This is a genomic window from Roseibium sp. MMSF_3544 (assembly GCF_030732845.1).
Lineage (GTDB): Bacteria > Pseudomonadota > Alphaproteobacteria > Rhizobiales > Stappiaceae > Roseibium.
In genome coordinates, this window is sequence record NZ_JASHKA010000017.1 from 20,686 (window position 1) to 46,573 (window position 25,888).

20 protein-coding genes are annotated in these 25,888 nt (G+C 58.0%); 14 read left to right on the forward strand and 6 right to left on the reverse strand.

Annotated features, from left to right (window positions below):
- Nucleotides 1–97: 97 nt before the first annotated feature.
- Entirely contained in the window at nt 98–2,737 is a 2,640-nt protein-coding gene (locus tag RBB47_RS21705; RefSeq protein WP_305987981.1) for an AsmA-like C-terminal region-containing protein, read from the forward strand.
- Nucleotides 2,738–2,819: 82 nt separating this feature from the next.
- Here the strand turns inward: RBB47_RS21705 and RBB47_RS21710 are convergent, their stop codons facing one another.
- The gene (locus RBB47_RS21710; protein ID WP_305987982.1) at nt 2,820–3,845 is read right to left on the reverse strand and encodes an AraC family transcriptional regulator; all 1,026 of its coding nucleotides are present in this window, start codon (nt 3,843–3,845) and stop codon (nt 2,820–2,822) included.
- A gap of 575 nt (nt 3,846–4,420) precedes the next feature.
- Between RBB47_RS21710 and RBB47_RS21715 the strand changes: the two genes are divergently transcribed.
- From RBB47_RS21715 to RBB47_RS21735, 5 genes are all read left to right on the forward strand, one after another.
- Nucleotides 4,421–5,365: a class I SAM-dependent methyltransferase gene (locus tag RBB47_RS21715; protein ID WP_305987983.1), complete on the forward strand. Its 945-nt coding sequence runs from the start codon at nt 4,421–4,423 to the stop codon at nt 5,363–5,365.
- 145 nt (nt 5,366–5,510) lie between these two features.
- Nucleotides 5,511–6,863, forward strand: coding sequence for an aspartate aminotransferase family protein (locus tag RBB47_RS21720; RefSeq protein WP_305987984.1), 1,353 nt, complete (start codon nt 5,511–5,513; stop codon nt 6,861–6,863).
- A complete protein-coding gene (locus RBB47_RS21725; RefSeq protein ID WP_305987985.1) occupies nt 6,860–7,945 on the forward strand; it encodes an anhydro-N-acetylmuramic acid kinase in 1,086 nt (361 codons plus the stop codon). The genes RBB47_RS21720 and RBB47_RS21725 overlap by 4 nt, the downstream gene beginning before the upstream one ends.
- Before the next feature lie 331 nt (nt 7,946–8,276).
- Entirely contained in the window at nt 8,277–9,284 is a 1,008-nt protein-coding gene (locus RBB47_RS21730; RefSeq protein WP_305987986.1) for a YncE family protein, read from the forward strand.
- Between the two features lie 337 nt (nt 9,285–9,621).
- On the forward strand, nt 9,622–10,239 hold the full coding sequence (locus RBB47_RS21735; RefSeq protein WP_305987987.1) for a GntR family transcriptional regulator: 618 nt from the start codon (nt 9,622–9,624) through the stop codon (nt 10,237–10,239).
- 8 nt (nt 10,240–10,247) lie between these two features.
- On the opposite strand, the gene RBB47_RS21740 is transcribed toward RBB47_RS21735, so the two are convergent.
- From RBB47_RS21740 to RBB47_RS21755, 4 genes are all read right to left on the reverse strand, one after another.
- A complete protein-coding gene (locus tag RBB47_RS21740; protein ID WP_305987988.1) occupies nt 10,248–10,664 on the reverse strand; it encodes an MAPEG family protein in 417 nt (138 codons plus the stop codon).
- A gap of 145 nt (nt 10,665–10,809) precedes the next feature.
- Entirely contained in the window at nt 10,810–12,402 is a 1,593-nt protein-coding gene (locus RBB47_RS21745; RefSeq protein ID WP_305987989.1) for a bifunctional aspartate transaminase/aspartate 4-decarboxylase, read from the reverse strand.
- 19 nt (nt 12,403–12,421) lie between these two features.
- On the reverse strand, nt 12,422–14,131 hold the full coding sequence (gene aspT, locus RBB47_RS21750) for an aspartate-alanine antiporter (RefSeq protein ID WP_305987990.1): 1,710 nt from the start codon (nt 14,129–14,131) through the stop codon (nt 12,422–12,424).
- A gap of 116 nt (nt 14,132–14,247) precedes the next feature.
- Entirely contained in the window at nt 14,248–15,642 is a 1,395-nt protein-coding gene (locus RBB47_RS21755; protein WP_305987991.1) for an L-serine ammonia-lyase, read from the reverse strand.
- A 249-nt stretch (nt 15,643–15,891) separates the two neighbouring features.
- On the opposite strand from RBB47_RS21755, the gene kynU reads away from it, so the two are divergent.
- The gene (gene kynU / locus RBB47_RS21760; protein WP_305987992.1) at nt 15,892–17,112 is read left to right on the forward strand and encodes a kynureninase; all 1,221 of its coding nucleotides are present in this window, start codon (nt 15,892–15,894) and stop codon (nt 17,110–17,112) included.
- Here the strand turns inward: kynU and RBB47_RS21765 are convergent.
- Entirely contained in the window at nt 17,105–19,093 is a 1,989-nt protein-coding gene (locus RBB47_RS21765) for a bifunctional diguanylate cyclase/phosphodiesterase (RefSeq protein WP_305987993.1), read from the reverse strand. The two genes, kynU and RBB47_RS21765, sit on opposite strands and share 8 nt — an antisense overlap.
- A 384-nt stretch (nt 19,094–19,477) precedes the next feature.
- On the opposite strand from RBB47_RS21765, the gene RBB47_RS21770 reads away from it, so the two are divergent.
- The 7 genes from RBB47_RS21770 to RBB47_RS21800 all read left to right on the forward strand — a co-directional run bounded on the left by RBB47_RS21770 (nt 19,478) and on the right by RBB47_RS21800 (nt 25,879).
- The gene (locus tag RBB47_RS21770; protein WP_305987994.1) at nt 19,478–19,705 is read left to right on the forward strand and encodes a hypothetical protein; all 228 of its coding nucleotides are present in this window, start codon (nt 19,478–19,480) and stop codon (nt 19,703–19,705) included.
- A 70-nt stretch (nt 19,706–19,775) separates the two neighbouring features.
- Complete coding sequence (locus tag RBB47_RS21775; RefSeq protein WP_305987995.1) at nt 19,776–20,546, forward strand: ABC transporter ATP-binding protein; 771 nt, start codon at nt 19,776–19,778, stop codon at nt 20,544–20,546.
- On the forward strand, nt 20,543–21,250 hold the full coding sequence (locus tag RBB47_RS21780) for an ABC transporter ATP-binding protein (protein ID WP_305987996.1): 708 nt from the start codon (nt 20,543–20,545) through the stop codon (nt 21,248–21,250). Before RBB47_RS21775 ends, RBB47_RS21780 begins: the two co-directional genes overlap by 4 nt.
- 5 nt (nt 21,251–21,255) lie before the next feature.
- On the forward strand, nt 21,256–22,128 hold the full coding sequence (locus RBB47_RS21785) for a branched-chain amino acid ABC transporter permease (protein WP_305987997.1): 873 nt from the start codon (nt 21,256–21,258) through the stop codon (nt 22,126–22,128).
- Between the two features lie 15 nt (nt 22,129–22,143).
- Nucleotides 22,144–23,109, forward strand: coding sequence for a branched-chain amino acid ABC transporter permease (locus RBB47_RS21790; RefSeq protein WP_305987998.1), 966 nt, complete (start codon nt 22,144–22,146; stop codon nt 23,107–23,109).
- Between the two features lie 93 nt (nt 23,110–23,202).
- On the forward strand, nt 23,203–24,408 hold the full coding sequence (locus tag RBB47_RS21795) for an ABC transporter substrate-binding protein (protein WP_305987999.1): 1,206 nt from the start codon (nt 23,203–23,205) through the stop codon (nt 24,406–24,408).
- Between the two features lie 292 nt (nt 24,409–24,700).
- Nucleotides 24,701–25,879: an NAD(P)/FAD-dependent oxidoreductase gene (locus RBB47_RS21800; protein ID WP_305988000.1), complete on the forward strand. Its 1,179-nt coding sequence runs from the start codon at nt 24,701–24,703 to the stop codon at nt 25,877–25,879.
- The last annotated feature ends 9 nt before the right edge of the window (nt 25,880–25,888 follow it).

Consider the following 25,888-nt stretch of genomic DNA (forward strand, 5'->3'; position numbering starts at 1 on the left):
ATCAAAACCGGCATAGACTGGATGCTGTCGGGCATTGCGTTGCAAACCAAGGCGGATCGAAAGCATGGGCGAGGAGCCTAAAAGACGAAGAGGACGCGTGACCAGACTGGTGCGTCTTCTTGCGCTCGGGCTGGTCACTCTGGTGATCGCCGCAGGTGTCGCGACCTATTCGGTTGCAACGCTCGATCTCTATGCATCGCTACGGCAGGAACAGGCGGGTGAAATCCTGTCCCGCGTCTTCGGCCGGCCGGTGGAAGTGCGCGGCCCCGTCGTCCTGATACCAGGCAGGCGGCTCGGGGTCCGGATCGAGGATTCTTATATCGAGCGGTCCTCCGGCGGGGGCAGCGACAAGGCGCGCGTCTTTGAAACCGTCGCGTTCGATGCGCCCTACAGTCTCATACGCGGCAACGTATCGGGGATCCGGAATTTCCGCATGAGCGGTGCCGAGATCGAATACCGTGCCGACGAAGGCACCGAGCGCACGAAGCCCCGGTCCAGTTTTGAGCTTCTGTCGACACTGATCAACAGCCCCGTGCTGGACAATCTGGAACTGACCGACGTCGTGTTCCGGTTCCTCGACACAAACGACGGCTGGGACGAAACCTTCCGGATCAAATCCCTGACGCTCGTCACGGGCGCAGCGGCGCAATCGACCGAGGTCAAATTCGAGGCCGCCATCAACGGCACGCCGCTGAGCGCCAGCGGAACTGTTCCTTCCTCGACGAAGGCGCTGGCCGACAAGACCGGGCCGTTTGAACTCGACATCGCGCTGCCAGGGTTGGACACCCGCCTGACCGGCACCGTCGACACGTCGGAGACGGTGGCGAAGCTGGAGGGTGACCTCTCGTCGAAGTCCGACTCCATCACCAAGTTGCTGGCATCACTCGGACTGGAAAGCGCTGTTGAAGGTCAGGCTGTACTGACCTGGGCGTCCTCCGGTCCGATAGACAAACTGCAGCTCAGCGATATCAAGCTCGATTTCGAGGGCGAGAACGGCGATCAGGTCACGGTCAGCGGTCAGGTGAGCGATGTCTTCAGCGGATCGGTCTTCGACCTTTCATTTCAGTCTGTTCTGGCGCCCCTTACGGCCGAACCCTCGAGCGCATTCGCGGTCAATGTCGAAAAGATATCCGGAAAGGTCAGCGGACCGCTCAAGGCACTTGCTGTCGACCACGCCGTCATCACCACGGATGCCGTGCTGCTCGAATTCGATGAGATCGGACCGATTTCGGTCGGCCGCGTGGTCAAGAGCGACGATGACAAGGTGGGACTGGAAGACATCACCGTTTTGGACGGGCCCGACGATGCCCCCTATCTGACCATGAAGGGCAAGGTAGACGACATTCTGGCGTTTCGCGGCGCTGATCTTTCCGGGTCCTACAGTTTTCCAACCGCCTTGCTGCTGAACCGGCCGGCAACCGATGCACCGGAGCTTGGCATCGTAAAGGGGACCGTTGCTCTCAACGAAGCTTCGGGAGCCTTCGGCCTTGAAGAACTGACGGGCCAGACCTCCGGCACGGATATTCTGGACCTGAAATTCGAATTGGCCATTCCGGAATTTCGCGTGGTCGAAGACCTGGAGTTTTCGACCAGCCTGTCCTTGCCTGAGCCGGCAAAAGTGTTGGCGTCGCTCGGGATCAAGACAGACAGGACGCTGCCCGCCTTGGCGTATTCAGGAACCAGCGGCCTGACAAGCGACAGCGCGAAGCTTTCAGGCAAACTGACGTCCGGGGCAACGGACATCAATGCAAATCTTCAGCTGGAGCCTCACAAAGAGGGCGCAGAGTGGGTGGTTGTCGGCTCCGTCTCGTCGGAAGAAATGGATTTTGTCGATCTTGCGGGTCTTGGTCAGTTCGCAAGCCTTGCCGCTGCGGGCCTGGAAGACGACGACGATTTCGAACTGACCAAGGAATTCGAAGCTTCTTTGAGCGCTGACGTTGCGTTGAACGTGAAGAAGATCGTCTCTGGAAAGAAACACGCCGGCAACCTGTCCGGAACGTTGAAATATGACGATGATCACCTGCAACTTGCCGGTCTCAAGCTTGACTATATTGGCGGCACCGTGCGGGGCGACTTCGGTGTAAACTTGGCCTCCAAATCCCTTCCGACAAAAGCCCATGGGCGGATGGAAAAGTTTCCGCTCAAAAGCCTGATGAACGAGGTCGGTTTTCAATCGCCAATTTCGAGCACTGTCTATGCCAGTTTCGACGTCACGGGCAGCGCGGTGTCTGAAACCGACTTCCTGAGGTCGCTCACCGGAAACGTGACGGCGTCGCTCTGGGGTGGTGTGCTGCCGAACCGGCTGATCGACCTGACGGGCCTCAGCATCTTCACCTGGCTGGTCACAAGCAACGAGGACCATACGACAAAGCTCGTCTGCGCGGTCCTTCCGCTTCATTTCAAGAATGGCGTGGCAACGTCAAAACAAATGATCGTGGAGACGGAAAACGTCCAGCTCGTCGGGGCAGGGAGCGTTAATCTCAGGACGGATGCATTGGATCTTTCCTTCGCCCCGCGCGCCAAGCGCAAGCAGCTTGTCGAGATTGTCTCACCGTTCGAAATTCGCGGCACACTCGGCAAGCCCGACGTGACCGTGAAGGACGCAGGCCCCGGACGGGCCATCGGCGAGGTCGTGGCCCTGCCGCTCAACCTCGTCAGTCACATCTTTCGAGGCTCTGGCCCGATCAACCCGAAAGCAAGGCCCTGCACCTTGCCGAAAAATTCGGGCCCGAAGTAACGCGTTCGGGATTTAGACTTCAATAGCAACCCCGTGAGCGATCCGCTTACGGTCACCCGGGCCTTTCAGCAGAGTTTGAAGATCAGCCGGCTTTCAAACCCCGGACTTCGGACGCCCGCGCGCCGGGGGTGACGCCGAACCAGCGTTTATAGGCGCGGATAAAGGCCGGAGAATCCGAATAGCCCAGAAGATATGCAATTTCCGGCAGGGAGAGATCGCTCTTCTTCAGGTATTCCTCGGACAGGTTGCGCCTTACGTCCTCAAGAACGTCGGAGAAGGTGGTGCCTTCGTCGGCGAGCCGCCGTGCGAAAGTCCGTTCTGTCATGCCCAGTTTGCCGGCGACCAGACTTGCCGAGCTTTGGCCTTTCGGCAAACCTTCGATGACATGGGCCTCGACGCTTGAGAGAAAGGATTTCGGCGCGGACCGCCGCTCTTCCAGCATTCTGTCGGCGACATTCGACATCAGCCCGAGCAAGTCCCGGTCTGAATGGACCAGGGGGGTTTCAAGGTCCGAGGCATGAAACACGATCCCGTGCATGTCACTGCCGAAATAGACGGGGCATCCGAAAAAGAGCTTCATTTCGGCCGGAACATCGGCGCGCTGGTGATGAAAATGAACTTCGGCCGGACGCAGGACCCTGCCTGTGCCATAGCGATAGTTCGACAGGATTGCCGCCATTCCCGCTTCGTTGGCCTGTCTCTTGAAATAGGAACTCCGGTCCACGTCCTGATAGAAGAGTTTCGCGGTCGTTTCGGCCTTTGCAAGCGAGAGACGGTAGCTGTCGACGAATATCCGGACGTATTTGACGTGGTTGAGGATCGCCTGTTCAAGCGTTGCTGCCGAGATCCCAAGGTAAGCGATCACGCCAAAGGTGCCGGTCGGTGTCGCCTTGCCGACATCAAAGCCGAACAGGTCATCCTGCAGATACTTTGCAGCCTGTTCGAGAAAAGCATCGGACTTCTTGAGCGGCACCCGGCGGTCAAACCCTTCCAGATCCTCAGAGGTCAGCCCGGACGCGCGGAGCGCTTCAGCATGATCTTCACCACGCTGTTCCATGGCCTTGACCGCGGCCCTGATCAATGCGGCATCAACCTCGGCATCACGCAAAGTTACTCTCCAAAATACTTTGGCGCCAAATGACAGCGGATTGGCATCAACGGACAATCGGATCCGTCATTGCACGACTAAATAAGTATCGAGCAGACAAGCTTAGGGTACGGACCCATAAAGGAAGTCGGTTTGGTTTGGATCGTTTTGGCCAGATGAAAGGAGCGAAAGCGCAGGAAATGTGGTTCATTTTCAAGCCTTTCGCGACGCAGCAGATGGCCAAAACGGACAAATCCGAAGGACGGCAAAATAGCTTCGCCTCGCAGCGTCACCGTGCTTGACCGGGCACAAAGCCCGCTCTTCACACGCTTCCTTGCGAGACTTCGCCATTTCTGCCGCCAAATCGGCTTCATTTATGGGTCCGTACCCTAGAATATAAACCAAATTCCGCGCGATGTTACCGTCGTAAAAATTATAAGTCATCGCGGAATATCTCGAAACTTTGGCAAATCGGTTGTTCGTCGCATTTGGTGCCCCCACTGACCGCGACGCACTTGTTGTGGTTCCCGGCCACGACTGCCGCTTGCCCCTTGACCGCGCTTCGGCGCGGTTTTTTGTTTTAAGGGCCAGAGACGTTGTCGGTCACCTACGAACGTTTCGCGCTCGCGGTGTCACTTTTGCCTCGCCTGTCGCACGCTCGATCCGTGATCCTGTGCACCAGAATGGGCACAAAAGTCGTTCCGCCACGTGTCACACAGGCTTCGCCGCCAGCTGATACCACCACGCGCATGATCTGCGATCTCTCTATTCCAGACCGTTTCGACAACGTGGTCGAGACATATATTGCTTATCGCACGCGCTACGCCCCCGAGCTCCTGGACTGGCTACTTGCCGAAACGCGGACGGGAACGGCGGCGCACGTGCTGGATTTGGGCTGCGGGCCGGGTTTCATTGCGAATGCGCTGGGGCCTCGGGTCGCCCGCGTCACCGGCGTGGATCCCAGTATGTCGATGATAGCCGCGGCAAGGGCCGAAGCACCGAAAAACGTCACCTACCATGAGGGTTCCTCGGAAAACCTCTCGATTGTGAAGGGGCCAATCGATCTGGTGACGATGGGGCGATCCTTTCACTGGATGGACCGTCCGGCGACACTGGAAAATCTGAATAAACGTGTTGCAGAACACGGCGCGCTGGCCATTCTTCATGACAAGCCGATCAAGGCGCCTGAAAATCTCTGGTGGTGGACCGCACAGGAAGTTGGAAAGGCCCATGCCAGGCCGGACCCGACCAGCCTTCACCGGATGAGCGACGCGTGGGAACCGCACGAAACGGTTTTGCACGCTTCAGCCTTCAGCGAATTGCGGCGTATCTCCGTGCTGTCACGTCACACGTGGACCTTTGACAGTCTGCTGGGCCATTTTCTGTCGCGCTCGGGCAGCACACCGGAGGTGATCGGCGCGGATGGTATTGCTGCGTTCGAAGGCGCGTTGAAAGAAGCACTATTGCCTTTTGTAGAAGGGCCCTGGGAAACGCTGAACGACCATGTCGCCCTGATCGCCCGCAGACCGGCCCGACCTTAAACGGGTATTGGGCCCGGAAGGCGTCGCAGCTTGCCAAATGCCATTGTGCAGGCCGGTTTAGTTGGTTAGCTTGCGCATAAAGGCCGCCTTGCGATCAGCACGTCGGGTTGCCGATCCCTTCTCTTCACTTCCAAAGAGGCGTTTCATGGCGCAGTTGCCGAATTCACTCGAAGCCCGCGATATCGCTTTTCAACTTCACTCGTACGCGGACGCCCGCCGCCAGGAGGACACCGGTTCCCTCGTGATCGAAAAGGGCGAGGGCATTTATGTCGAGGACGTCAGCGGCAAGCGCTATATCGAGGGCCTGGCCGGTCTTTGGAGCGTTGCCGTCGGCTTTGGTGAAAAACGCCTTGTGGACGCTGCCGCCCGGCAGATGGAGAAGCTGCCCTACTATCACACCTTCACCTTTAAGACCCATGGACCGTCCGTCGAGCTTGCCGAAAAGCTGATCGGCATGGCGCCCGTGCCGATGTCGAAGGTCTATTTCACCAACTCAGGATCTGAAGCCAACGACACCGCGATCAAGCTGATCTGGTACCGTTCCAACGCGCTGGGCCAGCCGGAGCGCAAGAAGCTCATTTCACGCGTGCGCGGCTATCACGGCGTCACCGTCGCCTCCGCGAGCCTCACCGGTCTGCCCAACAACCACAAGTCTTTCGATCTGCCGCTGCCGCAGATCCTGCACACGACCAGCCCGCACTACCGCACCATGAAAAAGGACGGCGAGAGCGAGACCGATTTCGCCAAAAGGTGCGCGCAGGATCTGGAAGATCTGATCCTTGCCGAGGGACCGGAAACCATCGCCGCCTTCTTCGCCGAGCCCGTCATGGGCGCGGGCGGCGTTGTCGTGCCTCCGGAAGGCTACTGGGAAGCAGTGCAGCCCGTCCTAAAGAAGTATGGGATCCTTTTCGTCGCCGACGAGGTCATCTGCGGCTTCGGGCGCACCGGCAACATGTTCGGCACCGAGACCTTCAATCTTCAGCCGGACATGATGACCCTGTCGAAGGCCCTGTCGTCGTCCTACCAGCCGATCTCCGCACTTTTGATCAACGACACGGTATATGAACCTATCGCGGACGAGTCCCACCGGATCGGCGTGCTCGGCCACGGTTACACCGGCAGCGGTCACCCTGTAGCCGCCGCCGTTGCGCTGGAAAACCTGAAGATCATCGAGGAAAAGGACCTCGTCAATCATGTGCGCGAGATCGCGCCAACCTTCCAGGCGCGCCTGGCGGGTCTTGGCAGCAATCCTCTGGTGATCGAAACCCGGGGCATCGGGCTGATCGGAGCTGCCGAACTGCATCACCCTGCTCATGCCGATACGCCGGGATCGCTCGGCGCGGCCACGAACGCCGTTTTCCATGAAAATGGCCTCATTTCGCGCGCCATGCTGGATGCCATGGCCTTCTGCCCGCCGCTCATCATCACCGAGAGGCAGGTCAACGAGATGTTTGACATTGTCGAGGAAAGCTTAAAGAAAGTGGCCGACACTCTATGACCGGCTGGTCGATCGTCGGAACCATCTCCGGAACGTCCGCGGACGGCATCGATCTGGCGGAAATCGAAACGGATGGCCTTGCAGTCAACCGTTTCGGACCGGCAGAGACGATCGCTTATCGTCCTCAGACCCGGACAAAAGTGCTGGAAGCGGCCGCTCTGAAAGGCAAAGGCCGGGAGCGGTGGCCGGACATCGGAAAGGACGTGAGCGAGGATCATGCCGCCGCGATCCTCGACTTCCTCAAGCGGCACGCGCTTCGCCCGGACGCGGTTGTTTTTCACGGCCAGACAGTCTGGCACGATCCGAAAGCCGGCGAGACAGTGCAGCTCGGCGACCCGCAGGCGCTTGCAGACAAGCTGAACCTGCCGGTGATCGGCGATGTTCGGCTTGCCGACATGGAAGCCGGTGGGGAGGGGGCACCGCTGGTGCCGGTTTATCATCAGGCGCTTGCAAGGACGCTGGTCGGAAAAGACAGGGAACCGATGTGTTTTCTGAATATCGGCGGCGTGTCCAATCTGACCTTTATCAACGGCGACCAATTGCTGGCTTTCGACATCGGCCCGGGTAACGCGCTGCTCGATGACTGGGTCCGGCGGCATGGGTCGGGGGATTTCGACACCGGCGGGTCGATCTCGGCACGCGGTCAGGCCGACGAAGCGCGGCTTGCCGAGGCGTTGACGCATCCATTCCTTTCCGAACCCGGTCCGAAATCGCTCGACCGTTACAGTTTTTCCGGTGATTTCGTCGAGGGCTTGTCCCTTGAGGACGGGGCGGCCACGCTGCTTGCCTTCACCGCAGAGGTGATTGCAAAAGCCGAGACATTGCTGCCCGGCAAACCGGGGCTTTGGCTGGTCTGCGGCGGCGGGCGCCACAATCCGGTGCTGATGCAGGCGCTCAGCGATCGATTGTCAGGCGATGTCGTCTCGGCGGACAACCACAAGATCGACGGCGATGCGCTGGAGGCGCAGGCAATGGCCTTTTTGGGCGCACGGCTGAAAGCTGGTTTGCCGACAACGTTTCCGGATACGACCGGCGCTGCCCAGGCCGTGACCGGTGGAAAACTCTACGTTCCGGCCTCGTGAGCGAACCTGATCACTGCCAGCACCCCCGAAGCTTTAGAGTGCTCGTTTGAATTGAAGTAGGCGATCGGTGAACGAGATCTCTATCTATTAGGCCGTTGCTTTGAAATTCTAGCGCGACGCTAAAAAGTAGAGCTTTTCTCAAAATAAAAACATAACTGAGAATGATTTAATTAATAAAAACTATCGATTTGATAGATCTTATATTTGAACATTAAAGCTATTTAATTTTGTTCAAGTGGCATGAATATTTATCTATTCCTCCAAGACGTCTCATTTTCTTTCGAAAAATTAGAGATGTCTGTTTATGGACTAAACAGATTGGAGGTTGAAAGTGTCCTTTGCGAGATATGTTCTGACAACTGCGTCCGCAGTCTGTCTTCTTGCCGGCACAGCGCTCACTGCGAGCGCGGCCACGTTGATCGTTGGCAACAAATACGCCGGCACCGTAAGTTTCATCGATCTGGAAACAGGGTTGGAGGTGAAGCGGCCGGTCACGGGCGGGTCGCCGCATGAACTGGCCCTGTCGCCGGATGGCGAGCAGGTTGTTGTCGTGTCCTACCTCGAGGACGGATACATCGGTCGTGAGCTGAATGTCTTCGACGTAGCCACGGCGGAACATTTGAGGACGATCGACATTTCACCGCATATGGCGCCGCACGGGATCGCGTGGCTCGGTGATACAAACAGCGTAATCGTTACGACTGAAGAGACACGCGATGTCATAACGGTCGATGTCGCCAAGGGGGTGGTCACCGGACAGGCAGAGCCGGATCTTATTGGCACGCATCTGCTTGCGATTTCACCGGATTCTTCAACGGCCTATGTGACCAGCCGAGACTCCGACAAAGTCTCGGTGATTGACACACAATCCATGGAAATTTTGCACACCGCCAGCGCGGATGTCGGTCCGGAGGCCGTTGATGTCAGCCCTGACGGCAAGGAACTCTGGGTTGGGAACAATCAATCCGAGACAATAAATATTTTCGATCCGTCCACGATGGCGCGGCAGGAAACGATCGACACCGGCTTTCTTCCGATCCGAGTGCGTTTCCATCCCGAAAGCCAAGCCGTGGCGGTTGCAGACCTGAACGGCGACCGCATCGTCGTCTATGACCGTGACAGCCGCGCGGTGAAGGCGGAAATCGACCTGGCTCCGCATGGTGCAAATGGACCAGCTTCACTGCTCTTCTCGCCCGACGGCAAATATCTTTTCACCGGTGCGCAGGATGGCGCACGTGTTGCGGAGATCGACACGTCGACATGGACTGTGATCCGTGTTTTCGAAACAGATGAGGGCGCTGACGGGTTGGCCTTTAGCGATATGCGGGTCAGCGTTTAACCGCTTTGGTGTGAGGGAATGAGATCGCTGAAGCGCTCAGACCCAACGTCATATGCCTCGTGGGCGTTAAGCGAGGAACCCCCCACCCCAACCCCTCCCCACAAGGGGGAGGGGACTCCTCTTCGATTGCCGCGACGCCTCTGGCATTTCCAAATTTGTTGCGCAAAACGCGAGCCAATTGAACGGCTCGGTTCCCCTCCCCCTTGTGGGGAGGGGTCAGGGGTGGGGGTCCTTACGCGCCAAAGGACTTGCAACCGCCCTGTCTTCGGCGAAAGGACCGCGTTGTCTTGCGGCCACCTCCCTTGCGAAACGCCTGACTTGCCGCTAACCAGACCCTATGAACGGATCTGAAATCTACAAGCGACTCATCGGACTTATCGAGGAACGGGTGCTGAAACCCGGCGACCGCCTGCGCGAAGCGGATCTTGCCGAGGAGTTCGGTGTGTCACGAACGCCAATCCGCGAGGGGCTGAAGCGGCTGGAAGCGCAAGGTCTTGCCGTCCATGAGCCGAACCGCGGCATGGTCGTGCCGACGCTTGATCATGGCCAGATCAACGAAGTCTATTTCATGCGTGAGATTCTGGAGGGGACCGCCGCCGGTCTTGCTGCCAAGCATGCCTCGCAGCCGGAAATCGAAATCCTGCAGGATCTTGTAAAGGAGGACAGGCAGCGCATCGCCGACAAGGACAGTCTGGTGCGCTCAAACCGGGATTTCCATCGCCGTTTGTGCCTTGCCTCGCACAACCGCTATCTTGTCGATCTGATCGAGCACCTGCGCCTGTCTTTGATCCTGATGGCCGGCACAACGCTGGACACGCCCGAGCGCAGGGAAATTGCTGTCGAGGAGCATGCCGCGATCGTCGAAGCGATCGCCAAGGGTGACAGCGATGCTGCAGAGGCCGCAGCGCGCCTCCACATCGCCCATGCCCACAAGACGCGCCTGCAACAGATCTGATCGGACTGTCAGACCTGCGCTGTACCGCTCATGAGCGAATTGGCGGCAAGGACAAGATTGGCGAATGCCGCGACCCAGATCACCGTAAAGGTCAGCGACATTCCGACAACGCGGAAATTCATCGGCTCCGGTTGGCAGCTCAGGCCGTAAGCATGTACCGAACGCCCGACGAGCAGAAACAGGCCGAGCCCATAAAGCAGCCAGTGCGCGCCGCCCATCAATTCCAGCATCAAAAGAAGCAGGATGGCGAGCGGCGCATATTCGGCGAAGTTGCTGTGGACCCGCATGCGGCGCAGCAAAACATCGTTGCCCTGGTCACCCAGGCTGATGCGCTGGTCACGGCGCGCGCCAATAACACGAACGCTCAAAACCATGTAGATCATCGCGAGCAGGCTCGCGAAAAATGGGGTGATGATGATGGTCACTGTCTTCTCCCACGCCCTGAGTTCGCGATCCTCAAACGATCGCGATTTGGTCACCGGGCATTTCTTCCAGACAAAAAAGATACGCCGAACCGGAAGGTCCGGTTCAGCGCTCGTCAATTTGCGTAACCTTCCAATTTTGCAGAGCTCATCCCGTCTTGGAAAACTCGTCGTAATATTCGGAGATCACCTTGCGGGCGAAAGCGCCAATCTTGGCGTATTCGGCTTCGGTTAGGTTCGCGAGTGACACCCGCGCCGACGCGTCGACCACCTCGAACCCCTTGCCGGGCAGCAGAACAACGCTGGTTTCCTCCGCAAGCCGGAACAGGAAGTCGTAGCCTTTCTTGTTGGCGACGAACCAGTCTGCAAAGGTCTCCCCATAGAGCCGGCCGCTGAGGTGCTGAAGGTTGATCAGCGTGTAGTAGTTGACGTCCGAAGGCTCCCGGTGCGGTTTGACACCCATGTTGAGTTCAAGCGTATTGAACCGTTTGCGGATCAGGCTCTTGGCCGCGTTCTTGTAGCGGTCGTCCCGGTCCAGAAGCCCGGCGAGCGCGAACAGCATCATCTGGATCTGCTGGGGCGTGGAGGCGCCTGCTGTGTGATTGAGCGCAACGGCGCGGCTGTCAGCGACAAGCCGGTCGATGAACTTGATGTCGCGCGGTGTTGTCGTGAGCGAGGAATACCGTCGGTCGAGGACTTTCTTTGTATCTTCTGCGAGCGCAGAAAGCGCTTCGTCGAAGACATTGTCTTCATGCAGCGCGATCACCCCGAGCCGCCAGCCGGTCGCACCGAAATATTTCGAGAACGAATAGACGCACAACGTGTTGCGCGGGCACTTTGCAAACAGCGATACGAAATCGTCGGCAAAGGTGCCATAGACGTCATCCGTGACGACGAAGAGATCGGGACGTTTTTCGTTGATCACCGCCGCGACCCGGTCAAGATCATCCGGAGACAGCTTCACCGAGGGCGGATTGCTTGGGTTGACGATACAGAAAACCTTAATGTCCGGATCTTCCAGCTTTGCCAGTTCCGCGTCGCTGAACTGCCAGTCTTCCCCTTCCGCCATGCGGATGTCGACCACCGGCATGTCGTATTCCGGAAGGGGTGGAATCTCCAGGTAGGGCGAGAAGATCGGCGTGCCGAGTGCAATCTTGTCACCCGGTTTGACCAGCCCGTTCTGCTTGAGCGTCTGGAAGATATAGGTCATGGCGGCCGTACCGCCTTCTGTTGAGAAAACGGAGAAGGGCCCCTGCCGCGGCTCGCTGCCGAACATCTCCTCACCGAGATACGCACCGACAATTTTTTCCGCATTTGTCAGCATGCGCGGCGGCACCGGGTAATTGCAGCCCAGGAACCCTTCCACCATTTCATGGAGGAGCTCGTGGCGGTGAATGCCGAGCTGGTCCTTGGCATAGGACAGGGCAGCCCGCAGGAAAGTCGTGCCTTCGCGGTCTTCGTGACGGTGGATGAAATCCTCAAAGCGCAGCAGCATGCCTTCCTTGTCAGGCAGACCGCCAAAGCCGCTGTCGAGATAGGAATAGGAGCGTTCTGCTTCCTCGACCGAAAAGTCACCGAGGCGCAGGAAACCGCGCCGGGGATGCGTTGCCAGGAAGTTCGGATTGCCGCGCCCGGCGTTCAGCATCATGCGTTGCGACGCGGAGGACGCGATTTCAATGAGTTTGTCCTTCAGTTCGAAGGGGCTGAGGTCCTGGAACTTGGAATAGTCTTGCGTGCTCATTTGAAATCTCCCGGAGCGACTATTGAGCCGGATTCGTTGAAACGAGGCCGACGATCAGCGGACCCCAGAGGGTCAGCAAAACGTTGGCAACGGCATAGGTGACCGTGAAGGTGACGACCGGTGTAGCATTTTCCGCCTTGCCCATCAGCGCCGCAAAACCCGGGTTGGCGCTGCGGCCCCCGGCAACGCAGGCCAGGGCCTCAATCGGGTTCTGGATCCGTAGAACGTAATAGGAAAAGAAGAACCCGATCAGCTGCGGAATAAGCGTGACGCCGATGCCGAACAGGAAAATGCTGACACCTTGCTCCTGCAATGTTGTCAACACCTGCGGTCCGGCACTGATCCCGACAACGCCGACGAAGACAGCCAGTCCGAAGTCCCGCAGGAAGTTTACCGCACCCGTCGGCAGCGCCGCATAGCGCGGATGCGTGCTGCGCAGCCAGCCGAACAAAAGCCCGGACAGAAGGCAGCCGCCGCCGCTTCCGATCGTCACCGGAACGCCGCCGATCTTGAACTCGATCAGGCCGAGCAACAACCCGAGCGTCATGCCGATGCCGAAAAAGATGAAATCGGTCACGGCCGCGGAACTGATGGGATATCCGATCGACTTCTGTACCTTGTTCAGATCGCGCGGACTGCCTGTCAGCTGCAACTCGTCACCCTTGTGGATTTCAAGGTTAGGCAACAGCGGCAGTTCGCGTCCCATCCGGTTCACACCGGTCACGAACACATCGTGCAAAGCGTTCGACTTTGTGTGGTCGTGAATGCCCTGAAGCTTGCTGCCCGCAAAGTCCGGATTGGTCAGGACGATATGCCGGTTTTCAAGGACAAGTCGGTAGCCATCCGGAGCTGTCGTCTCTCTCCCCCAGTTCATTGCGGCACTGTCGAGTGTGGTGACGAGACCGGTCACGGCAAGAACGTCGCCGGGCTGGAGAGACTTGGCGTCTTCCAGAGAAATCTCCTGACCAGCACGGAGGACGGCTTCGACTGCAGCGTCGTCCATGGAGCTGTCGAGATCTCCGGCCGATTTCCCTTGCCAGTCGCTGCCCTCCGGTAGTCGGAAAAACCGCGTATCGATCCGTCGTGCGGCATTGAACTGGCCAGGCTCGAGTTCGGTGGCGCCGCCGGACATTTTCTCCGCCAGCTTGAGGGCCTCCTTGCGGATGTCCCAGCGCATCACGGTCGGGAAAAACCAGGTGATCATGATGATCGGCCCGATGGAGCCGAAGATGTAACAGACCGCATATCCGACGGCGATATTGGTCTCCATGATCTGCTTCAGATCCGCTGACACATCCAGTTTCTGAATGGTCTCACCGGCGGTGCCGATGATCGCGGATTGCGTCAGGCCACCGGCTGCGAGGCCGGCCGCGGTCCCCCGGTCAAGTCCGAAACCCCAGGCAAAGGCAAGGACCGTAAACAATCCTAGCAGACACATGACCGCCGCCGACAGCAGCTGATTGAGCGATTTCAGTGACAGGGCGCGAAAAAACTGCGGTCCCCCCTGATATCCGACGGCGTAGATGAAAAGCGCGAAGAATATGTTCTTGACCGCGCTGTCGATCGTCACCCCGACCTGGCCCAGAACGACGCCCATGATAAGCGTACCGGCGATGCCGCCGAGCACGAAATTTCCAATCTTCAGTTTGCCTGCAAAATACCCCAGAGCAACGGCGATAAACAAAAACACCAGCGACGACTGGCTCGCCAGCCACTTCAGAATTTCCATCCATGTTCTCCCGCGATTGACGCAACGGAGCGGTACGACAACCTAGGATGCAACTATTACCTCATTTTTACGCTGCGACAATTTGAATTTGCGAAATTGTAAAATTTGTCAATAAGTTAGCATTCGACGATGTTGACAGCGAGGCCGCCTTGCGAGGTTTCCTTGTATTGCTCCATCATGTCCATGCCGGTCTGCCGCATGGTTTCGATGCAGCCGTCGAGCGGTACGAAATGAGACCCGTCCCCGCGCAGGGCGAGCGAGGCTGCGGTTACAGCTTTCACGGCACCGAGCGCATTGCGTTCAATACAGGGAACCTGCACCAGGCCGGCAATTGGATCGCACGTCATGCCAAGGTGATGCTCAAGGGCAATTTCGGCAGCGTTTTCGATTTGCTCGTTCGTGCCGCCAAGGGCCGCACAGAGCCCGGCGGCGGCCATGGCCGACGCGGAACCGACTTCCCCCTGGCAGCCCACTTCCGCGCCAGAAATGGACGCGTTGGCCTTGATGATGCCACCAACCGCGGCTGCCGTCAGAAGGAAGACACGCACGCCGGCCTGATCCGCGCCTTTGCAATGATCAAGATAATACCGCGTGACGGCGGGGATAACGCCCGCTGCCCCATTGGTCGGTGCCGTCACGACCCTGCCGCCGGCGGCGTTTTCCTCGTTGACGGCCATTGCGTAGACGCCCAGCCAGTCGACGACATTGTGCTCAAACAGCGGGTTGCTGCGGCCCTCGCGAATGAGTTGCTGGTAGATGTCCGCCGCGCGCCGTTTCACTTTGAGCCCGCCTGGAAGAATGCCTGCCTGGGTCAGCCCCCGGTTGATGCAGGAATCCATCGCCGCCCAAAGCCGGTCGATACCCGCTTCAACTTCTCCGCACGGTTTGTCGCAACACTCGTTCTGCAGCTTCATGGCCGCAATGGATAGCTCGGCCTCACGGCCCATTTCGAGCATTTGCTTTGCGGAGGCGAACGGGTAAGGAACGTTCTGCGTGGTCAGCTCATTGACGGGCTCATTGGTGGTCTTGCGCAATTCTGCTTCACTGACCACGAACCCGCCGCCGATCGAATAGTAGACGAACGTATCGGCCAGCGATCCGTCCGCATTCAATAGGTTGAAGGTCATGCCGTTGGCATGCAGCGGCAAGGGCGGGCCATAGTCGAAGATGACGTCTTGTTCCGGATCAAAGTCGATCTCCAGCGAGTCGGAAATCTTCAGTTTCCGGTCCCGCCGCAACGCTTCAAGCAGCGGTTCGACCTGATCCGGATCGAGCGTGTCGGGCGTTGCGCCCAATAGACCGAGACAAACCGCCTTGTCCGTTGCGTGCCCCTTGCCGGTGAACGCGAGGGAACCGTGTAGCGTCACGGTGAGGCGCACCGCTTTGCTTTCGGCTCCGGACAGGCCGCGAACCCTCTCCAGATACCGGCGCACGGCGACCATCGGACCAACTGTGTGAGAGCTGGACGGACCGATACCGATCTTGAATATGTCGAATACGCTGATGAACATCTGATCTGAACCCGCGCTGGAAGACTGTTCTGACTTGGTCAGCTTTGACGTCCAAGCTAACAAAAGGCGTCCTTCGGTCCGGCGCTCAAACGGGCAAATTTATGCTGTTTGCGACATCTTCTGATCCGTAGTGGCGGTCCATCTTGGGTGATCGCGGAAATTGGAAGGTGTGCGGTGTTGTTTGTGCCTTTTCGCTTTGCTAGCTTGCCGCCTCTTTTTGCTGCACGATCCTGTCCCTACGAGCCTTCGATGACCTCTTTGCACCCGTCCGACCTGAATGATGTTTTGAGACACAAGAAAGATGCTTTCCAGATACCCGAAGGCGTCATCTATCTTGATGGCAATTCGCTCGGCGTCTTGCCCAAACATGTCGCGGGGCGAGTCGCTGAGGTCGTGACACAGGAGTGGGGTGAGAGCCTGATCCGTGCCTGGAACACCCACAGCTGGATCGACCTGCCGCTGCGCACGGGCGATCGCATCGGCCGTCTGATCGGCGCGCCTGCAGGAAGCGTTGTTGCCTGCGACAGCACCTCGGTCAATGTGTTCAAGGTTCTTTCAGCCGCCCTGTCCCTGAAGCCGGACCGGAAAGTGATTTTGTCCGACAACGGCAATTTCCCGACAGATCTTTATGTTGCGTCCGGACTGAAGGAGCTTCTTGGCAAGGGCCACGAATTGAAGATCGTTGATCCAGCCGAGGTTGCATCTGCACTGGACGATATGGTCGCCGTCATGATGCTGACCCAAGTCGACTACCGGAGCGGACGCCTGCACGACATGGCGGCGCTCACACGCAAGGCGCATGACGTTGGAGCACTCGCGATCTGGGACCTGGCCCATTCTGCCGGTGCCATAGAGGTCGACCTTGCGGGAGCCGGCGCCGATTTCGCGGTGGGCTGTGGCTACAAGTATCTGAACGGTGGTCCCGGAGCGCCAGCCTTTCTTTATGTTTCCCCTGAGCATCTGGACAAGGTGACATCGCCTCTGACTGGATGGATGGGACATGAAGCACCCTTTGCATTCGACCTTGATTACCGGCCAACTGACGGGGTCAATCGAATGACGGTGGGAACACCAGCCATTCTGGCTCTGTCCAGCCTTCATGCGGCGCTTGATGTCTTTGAAGACGTCGACATGGCGGACCTGCGGGCGAAATCAGTTTCGCTCAGTGAGCTTTTCATCTCGGAAGTCGAAGCGACTTGTCCGCAGCTTGTCCTGGCAAGCCCGCGCGATCCGCATAAGCGCGGCAGCCAGGTCTCGTTCAGATTCGACGAAGGCTATGCCGTGATGCAGGCCTTGATCGCGCGTGGTGTGATCGGTGATTTCAGGGCGCCGGACGTGATGCGTTTCGGCTTCACCCCGCTTTACCTGTCGCATCAGGACATTGTCGACGCAGTCGGAATTCTGGCTGACATTCTGAAGACGGGTAGCTGGGACCGGCCCGAATTCAAAACCCGCGCCAAGGTCACATAGAGGCGATCTGGTTCTGCGTTTCCAGCATGGACAGGAAACGGTCTTCAGGCACCGGCTTCGAATAGAGATACCCCTGGTACCGATGGCAGCCATTCTGGGAAAGCCAGGACCGCTGCTCGATCGTCTCGACACCCTCGGCAACGACACCGGCCCCAAGTGCCGATGCAAGCGACAGGATCAGCTTGACGATTTCGCCTCCGGAAGCAACGTCTTCCATGAACATCCGGTCGATCTTGATGCCGTCGATCGGGTAGTTGTGGAGATAGGCGAGATTTGAGTATCCGGTGCCGAAATCGTCAATGACGATCCGATAGCCGGACTTTTTCAGCGTGGCCAGGGTTTCGCGGGCATTCGGAATGTCGCCGAGAATGACGGACTCCGTAATTTCCAGAGAGATCCTGCCTGGCGTGCACCCGGTTTCAAAGGGAAGCGACTGCATCAGGGTGACGAACGAAGAATCTGAGAGTTGCTTCGGCGATACGTTAAGCGCAAGCGGGACCGCGTATTTCAGGTTATGCAACCGCATCTGCAGCCGGGCGACCTGCTCAGCCACCCAGGCTCCAATGTTGTTGATGAGCCCGGTATCCTCCGCAATGTGAATGAAATCGTCCGGTCCGATAAGCCCGCGTTCGGGATGTTGCCATCGCAACAGCGCTTCACCGGCAACCACCCGATCCGTGCGGGTACACGCGATTGGCTGATAAAAGAGAACAAACTCGTTCTCACGCAGCGCGCGATCGAGGTCTTTCTTCAGGGCCCGGTGTTCGTCTCTCAGCCGCCGCATCCGTTCGCTGAACCTGACGCACTTGTTTTTTGCATCGGACTTGGCCTGGTAAAGCGCAAGATCCGCATGCCGCATCAGCTGATCGATGTCCTGCCCGTCATCGGGATAGTGGGCATAGCCGATGCTGAGGCCCACACTGCGTTGCTTTCCTTCGATGACACGCGGCGTTGCAAAGGCTTTCAACAAAGATTGCCCGAACCAGTCGCAGCTTTCCTCTCCGGACTTTTCCAGGTGACAGATCAGAAATTCGTCGCCACCGAGGCGCGCAATCACATCCTGCCGGCCGGCAAGCGCTTTCAGTTCCTCGGCAACCTGCTGAAGCAAAGCATCGCCCGCTGCATGACCGAGTGAATCGTTGACGAGTTTGAAGTCGTCCAGGTCAAGAAGATAGAGCGTCGCCTTGCGATTTATTTCGTTCGCTGTTTCGAGGATTTGCGTCAAACGCTCTTGAAGATAAGTCCGGTTCGACAGACCTGTGAGCGTATCGTGACTTGCCAGATATTTGGCACGTTCCTTGGTTTCATGCAGCTCTGTTACGTCAGTTTCGTTGACGAGATACGCGAGCTCCCCGGAAGTGGCATCGTGGCAGGCGCGAACAGTAAGCTCATGCCAGCGAGGGCCGGCGTTGGTTTTGACCTGCGCAACGAATTTCAGCGTACGTTCGTCATCTACGCGATCAAAAATACCCTGATAGTCCTCAGGATGTACAAACTGCTCAACAAAAGGTGTGTCCAGTCCAATACATGCTGCTCGTGACGCAGTGTTCCGGTAGAGCGGCTTTCCGTCCCGGGTAAACTGCGAAATCATGACCGTTGTGTGCAGCAGCGCCTCTGCGCTTCTGAGGGCTTCCGGTTCCTGTTCTTCCTGCTCACGTCCTTCGCACAGCAATGCCATGCGCCCGTCGGCGAGGCGTACACCGCTCATGGATATCTGAAGGACCTTCGGTTTGCCTTTTGGGTAAAGGGTCCAGATCTCCGAGAACGTCACGTCACCGTTGCAAAAGTCTTGCTGATATTGGCGGAGCCGCTGCTCGACCGCCGGTGACATGTCTGCGGAAAGATCGCGTGACTGCAGCTCTTCCAGCGAGTCTGCATCCGTTATTTCAAGGGTTTTGCGGTTGGCCCAAATGTAACGCTTGTAGTCGAAGTCGAAGATCCAGACTGCTGCGTCAAGCCTGTCGTACAAATCCAGAAGCATTCCCTGATCAACTCTGCTGTCTGCAAGGCTGATCGGAATGACGTCCGCGTCATTTCTCCGCGAATTGGTTCTTTCTGGTCGGTTCGACAGTGTTTTCCTCCTGCGTTCTGCTGTGGCCGGTCACAGTATTTTCGGTTCGTTCGTTCTATTCCGGTCTTGTCACCAGCCTTCGCATGAATGCACATTTCAAAGGGCCGACTGAAACTCTAGTCCAGAAATCCTGTAGCAGGCTTAAGAATAAAAGTTCAAATTGCATTGTTTGAGGAAAAGTGCAGAATTATTGTAAGAAATACCGAGTATAGTCTCAATTAATCGAACCAAAACAAACGAAATTCACGCTGGTTTTCAACAGATTGCTCTCGCTTTTTGGATCAGATAGGCCACTTGAGCGCGTTTCTGACGCAGACAGAGGCGTCGAATTTGGTCCCTTGCCGAAAGAATACGACGGGTTTTTTCACCGTATTGCGAATTACGCATTCCTTCGACGGTCGAATTCTGGAAAATCTTGCTCTTTCTGTTGTGCAAGCGGGTGATTATCAGTTGAATGATCTGTCAATAAAGTTAGAAGGGCAGGGCGCTGCCGCAGGCATGACCCAAAATGCCCGCACCTGAATGCCGGAACAGGCATGCGCGGCCAAAACGAAAGAAGAAAGACCGCTTCGGGGGGCGGCAAGGAGCTTGAATGCTTGAGCTTGATCAGCTCGTTATGGATTTCGGCGGGTTCAAGGCAGTTAACAACTGTACGTTTCGTGTCGAAGAAAACAGTATCACCGGACTGATTGGGCCCAATGGGGCCGGCAAGACGACGCTCTTCAACCTGATCGCAGGGGCGCTGCAGCCGACAAGCGGCCGCATTCGCTTTCTGGGCGAGGACGTAACAAGTCTCGCCAGTTACGAGCTGTTTCACAAAGGTCTCGTCCGCACGTTTCAGATCCCGCACGAGTTCCACAAGCTCACGGCACTGGAAAACCTGATGATGGTGCCGCCGTCCCAGCCGGGCGAAAGCCTGTTCGCCAACTGGCTGAAGTGGGGACAGGTCAAGTCGACGGAGAAGAACGTCGAACACAAAGCCTACGAAACGCTTGAATTCCTGGAACTGACCCATGTCGCGCACGAGCGCGCAGGCAATCTCTCCGGTGGTCAGAAGAAGCTGCTTGAGCTGGGTCGGACCATGATGACCGATGCCAAGCTTGTATTGCTGGATGAACCGGCCGCAGGCGTGAACCGGACCTTGCTGCGCAAACTCGAGACCAAGATCGAGATCCTCAACAAGGAGCGCGGCTACACGTTCATCCTGATTGAGCACGACATGGAAATGATCGAAAAACTCACTGACCCGGTCGTCTGCATGGCCGAGGGCAGTGTTTTGATCGAGGGCGATTTTCAGACGGTCCGCTCCGATCCGCAGGTTCTGGAAGCTTATCTTGGCGAGAAAACGGGAGATGCGGCATGAATGCGCTTCTCTCGATGGAAAACCTGACCGCTGGTTACGGCGAGGCCGACATTCTCCAGAACGTATCGATGACGGTCGCACAAGACGAGATCGTGGCAATTGTCGGCCCCAATGGTGCCGGCAAATCTACGGCGATGAAATCGGTCTTCGGTCTCCTGAGTGTCCGCGGTGGCAAGATGCTGTTTGACGGCGACGAGATCACCGGCTGGGCGCCCAATCGTATCGTGCAGCGTGGCATTTGTTATGTGCCGCAGGTCGACAATATCTTCCGGGAAATGTCGATCCACGAAAACCTGGAAATGGGTGGTTTCCTGAAAACCGGAGACCTTACCGCCGCCTACGATCGGGTCTATGAGCTGTTTCCCGATCTCAAGGAACGCCGCAAGACCCTCGCGGGAAGCCTGTCGGGCGGACAGCGCCAGATGGTCGCGATGGGACGGGCTTTGATGCTGGACCCGAAATTGCTCCTGCTCGATGAACCAACGGCCGGACTGTCGCCGAAATACATGGAGCAGATCTTTCAGATCTGCCGTGACGTGCAAGACGCCGGTGTTGCCATTCTTCTGGTGGAACAGCATGCGAAGCAGGCGCTGGCCTTTTCCGACAGGGGCTATGTGCTCGCCGCCGGCAAGAATCGCCATGAAGGCACCGGTGCAGACCTTCTGGCAGACCGTGAAGTCGCCGAAATGTTCCTGGGTGGGTGATCGGCATGGACCTGTTTGAACTTCTGAATTTCTACGTCGTACCGGGCATCGTGCTGGGTTCCATCTATGCGCTCGGAGCGGTCGGCATTACGCTGATTTTCGCGATCCTGCGCTACGCCCATCTGGCCCATGGCGACATGGCGACCCTTGGTGCTTTCCTTGCGCTTGCCGCTGTCACAAGCCTCGGCGTCTCCCCCTACGCGGCCCTGCCGATCGCCATTGTCGGAACCGCCGTTGTGGCGGTCGGGATTGACAAGGTTTTCTACGAGCACCTGCGCGAGCGGCCGAAGATCGTGACCGTGATGGCCTCGCTTGGCATCGCGCTGATGATCCGGGCCGTGGTGCAGGTTGTCTGGGGTGTCGACACGCAGACCTATTCCCGCGGTATCGTGCGCCCGGAAGACTATTTCGGCATCCGCATTCGCGACCGGGAGATCTTTACGATCCTGGCGATGGTGGCCCTGGTTGGCGCGCTGCAACTGTTTCTCACGCGCTCCAAATGGGGCAAGGCCATGCGGGCGATGTCGGACAATCCGAACCTTGCTCTCTTGTCCGGGATCGACAACAAGAAAGTGGTGATACTGACCTGGGTGATCGCTGGCGGGCTTTGTGCAGCGTCCGGCTTCTTCCTCGGTGTCAACACGGAACTGAAGTCGATGATGGGCTGGCACATGCTTCTGCCCATGTTTGCCGCCGCCATCCTCGGCGGCGTCGGCCGGGTGGAGGGCGCTGTCCTTGGCGGCTTGATCGTCGGGATTGCAGAAGAGTTGTCGGTGCTGGTCATTCCGAGCGAGTACAAGGCCGCCATGGCCTTTGCCATCTTGTTGTTCATGCTGCTTGTGCGCCCGACAGGGCTGCTCAAGGGCAAGGTATTGTAAGGGGAGGGGAGAGCGATGGAACTTCTTGGTCTTGTCAACTACGCCCTCTTCATGGCGATTTTCATCTGCATTTACGCGCTTCTTGCGCTGGGCCTCAACATTCAGTGGGGCTTCGCCGGTCTCTTCAATGCAGGCATTGCAGGTTTCTTCGCCGTTGGCGCCTATACATCGGCGATCATTTCGACGCCTGCCGCGGAAGGCCGGATCGGCGGCTTTGATCTGCACTTTGTTTTCGGCTGGATCGCGGCGATGCTGGCAGCGGCGCTTGTCGCGTGGCCGATCGGGAAGATCTGCCTGCGATTCAGGTCCGACTACCTGGCAATCGCCACGATCGGGATCGCGGAAATCATCAGGCTCGTAATCAAGTCCGAGCCGGCCCTCACCAACGGGGCACGGGGCATATCCAGCATTCCCCGTCCGGTCGGCGATATCGGCTACATGGAATCACAGATCGCCTATCTCATCATCGTCCTGGCCGTGCTGATCGCCGCCTATGTCCTCGTCGAGCGCCAGTTCAACGCGCCCTGGGGCCGCATGATGCGTGCCATCCGCGACAATGAAGATGCGGCCAAGGCAATGGGCAAGAACGTCGAGTTCCGCCGCCTGGAAGCCTTTATCTTCGGGGCGGCGCTGATGGGTCTCGGCGGCGCGCTGTTTGCTCACTTCAACCGCTCGATTACCCCTGAGGCCATCGATCCGATGGTCGCAACGTTCCTGATCTGGATCATGCTTATCCTGGGCGGATCCGGTAACAACCGGGGCGCGATCCTGGGGGCGGCGGTGGTCTGGATCATTTGGTCCGTTTCAGAGATTGCAACGGACCGCCTTCCGCATGAATATGCGATACAGGCAAAATACATCCGCTTGTTCCTGATCGGTCTGATGCTGCAATTGGTGTTGCGGTTCAGGCCGGAGGGACTGCTTCCCGAGCCATTGAGGGGAGACCAGCGGGCAACGAAATCCGGGGCGGACCAGCATTAGGCCCGCTCCACGGGATCCGCGTGTCGTTCCGGCGTGCGGGAGCCGAAAATCCTAAAGACCCGGCAAAGACCGGATAGTTGAGGAGGTACTCTTATGAAAACCAAGTTTATTGCGCTTGCAGCCGGCATGATGGCGGCGACGGCGCTGGCGTCCGTTCCTGCAAAGGCTGACGTTAAGATTGGTCTGATCGGCGGCGTTTCCGGTCCGATCGCGGCCATGGCACCGGCCATGATCGACGCGGCCCAGCTGGCCGTTCAGCAGGTCAACGAGCAGGGCGGCATCGGCGACGGTGAGAAACTGGTTGGCGTTGTCGGCGACAGTGCCTGCAACCCGCAAGGCGGCACGGATGCGGCCACCAAAGCCGTCAACATTGAAGGTGTTGTCGGCCTCGTTGGTCCGCATTGCTCCGGTGCTGTTCTGGCGGCTGCCGGTTCGGTCACGATCCCGGCTGGCATCACGCTGATCACACCGTCCGGAACGTCGCCGGAAATCTCCGGTCTTGAAGACAAGGGCACTGTGTTCCGCACCGTTCCGTCTGACGACTATCAGGGCCGTGCGCTTGCACGTACCATGAAGGAGATGGGTTACGGCAAAGTCGCTGTCGCTTATCTCAACAACGACTACGGCACCGGCCTCGCAAATGCGTTCAAGGCAGAATATGTCGATGAGCTCGGCGGTGACATCACTCAGTTTGCGGCACACGAGGAAGGCAAGGCGTCCTACCGTTCCAACCTGGCGGAACTCGCCAAGGGTGGCGCCGACACGCTGGTTATCTTCGACTACGGTGACGGCACCGGTCTGACCATCCTGCGTCAGGCATTGGAAAACGGCTTCTTCGACAAGTTCGTCGGTGGTGACGGCATGAAGTCGGACGCCGTGATCAATGAACTGGGTGCGGAAAACCTCGCCACCTTCGTTGCGTCTTCGCCGGTCGGCGAACAGTCTGAATCTTTGACCATGTTCAACGATGCCTTCAAGGGTGTTGGTGGCGATCCGGACGCAATCTTTGCAAACACGTCTTATGATGCCGCCTTCCTGCTTGCGCTGGCCGTTGAAAAAGCGGGCGGCAAGAAGGAAGACGTCGCGGCAGCCGTTGTCGAGGTTTCCAACGGTGAAGGCGAAGCCATCCGTCCGGGTGAGTGGAAGAAGGCGAAAGAGCTGATCGCAGCTGGTACCGCCATCGACTACAAGGGCGCGGCCGGTGACCATAACTTCGACGCCAAAGGCGACGTTCCGGGCACCTACGCTCTCTTCGAAGTCGGCTCCAACGGCTTCGAGACAATTACCGAAATGAAATAAGTTTCTTTCCTTCAGGAAGAGATTTTTGAGAAACCGGCGGTTCGGAAGAGCCGCCGGTTTTTTTTAGCACCGCAACCGCAGTGTTATCCCGGGCAAGTGAAGCGAGACCCGGGACCCACTCAGACGCGATTGACAGGTTGATCTGAGAGGAGGCCCCGGATCCGCGCTGGCGCTTGTCCGGCGTGACAATCCCGGAGTGACAGGCCGATTGAATGACAATATCAATTCCAGGCCGACCACCGATCGAAAACGGCTCTTACACACACAATCCAAACCCGCTATAAGCCCCGCCATGCGTGACCTGGATGTTCTTGTGCTCGGTGGCGGCGCCGCCGGCTTGATGTGTGCGATTGAAGCGGGAAAACGCGGGCGCAAGGTGGCGGTCATCGACCATGCCAGGCGGCCCGCGGAAAAAATCCGGATTTCCGGCGGTGGACGCTGCAATTTCACCAATCTGCACTCAACGCCGGCCAATTTCCTGTCGCAGAACCCGCGCTTTTGCGTCTCAGCCTTGAAGCGCTATACGCAGCACGACTTTTTGGGGCTTGTCGAAAAGCACCGCATTCCCTGGCACGAAAAGACGCTTGGCCAACTTTTCTGCGACGAAAGCGCCAAAGACATTATCCGCATGCTTTTGGCCGAACTGGAACAGGTCCGTGGAACGCTGCAGCTTGAAACGGAAATCAAAGCCGTTGAAAAGCCCGACGATCGATTTTCCGTCGCGACGTCCAGGGGACTGCTTCAGGCGAAGTCGCTGGTCATTGCCACCGGTGGCCCGTCGATCCCCAAGATGGGTGGCACCGGCTTCGGCTACGATGTCGCCCGGCAGTTCGGGCTGAACGTCATCGCGCCGCGGGCGGCACTTGTGCCGCTAACTTTCTCCGACGCCAACAAGGCGCTCTGCGGCCGTCTTGCGGGCGTTTCGGTCGATGCAAAGGTTTCATTCCAAAAGACGACGTTTCGCGAAGGACTGCTGTTTACGCACAGGGGGCTTTCCGGGCCGTCGATCCTTCAGATCTCTTCATACTGGCAGGAAGGCAAGCCGATTGCGGTCAACCTGGTGCCGGAAACCGATGTATTTGAATCGCTTCGAGATGCGCGGGGCGAGAGCCCCAGACAGGATTTGAAAACCGCCCTCGGCCAATTGTTGCCCAACCGTCTGGCCGATGAGCTCTCCGATGTGTTTTCCCTGAAAGGACGGCTTGCCGACCAATCAGACAAGGTCTTGCGGCGGGCGGCGGATCATCTGAACCGCTGGCAGCTGACACCTGTTGGAACGGAAGGCTACCGCACGGCGGAAGTGACCCTGGGCGGTGTCGACACCAAGGAGCTTTCCTCCAAGACCATGGAAAGCTCCAAGGTGCCCGGGCTGTTCTTCATCGGCGAGGTTGTCGACGTCACCGGACATCTGGGCGGGTTCAACTTTCAATGGGCCTGGTCGTCCGGCCACGCGGCCGGTCAATTCGTCTGAACCGAATAG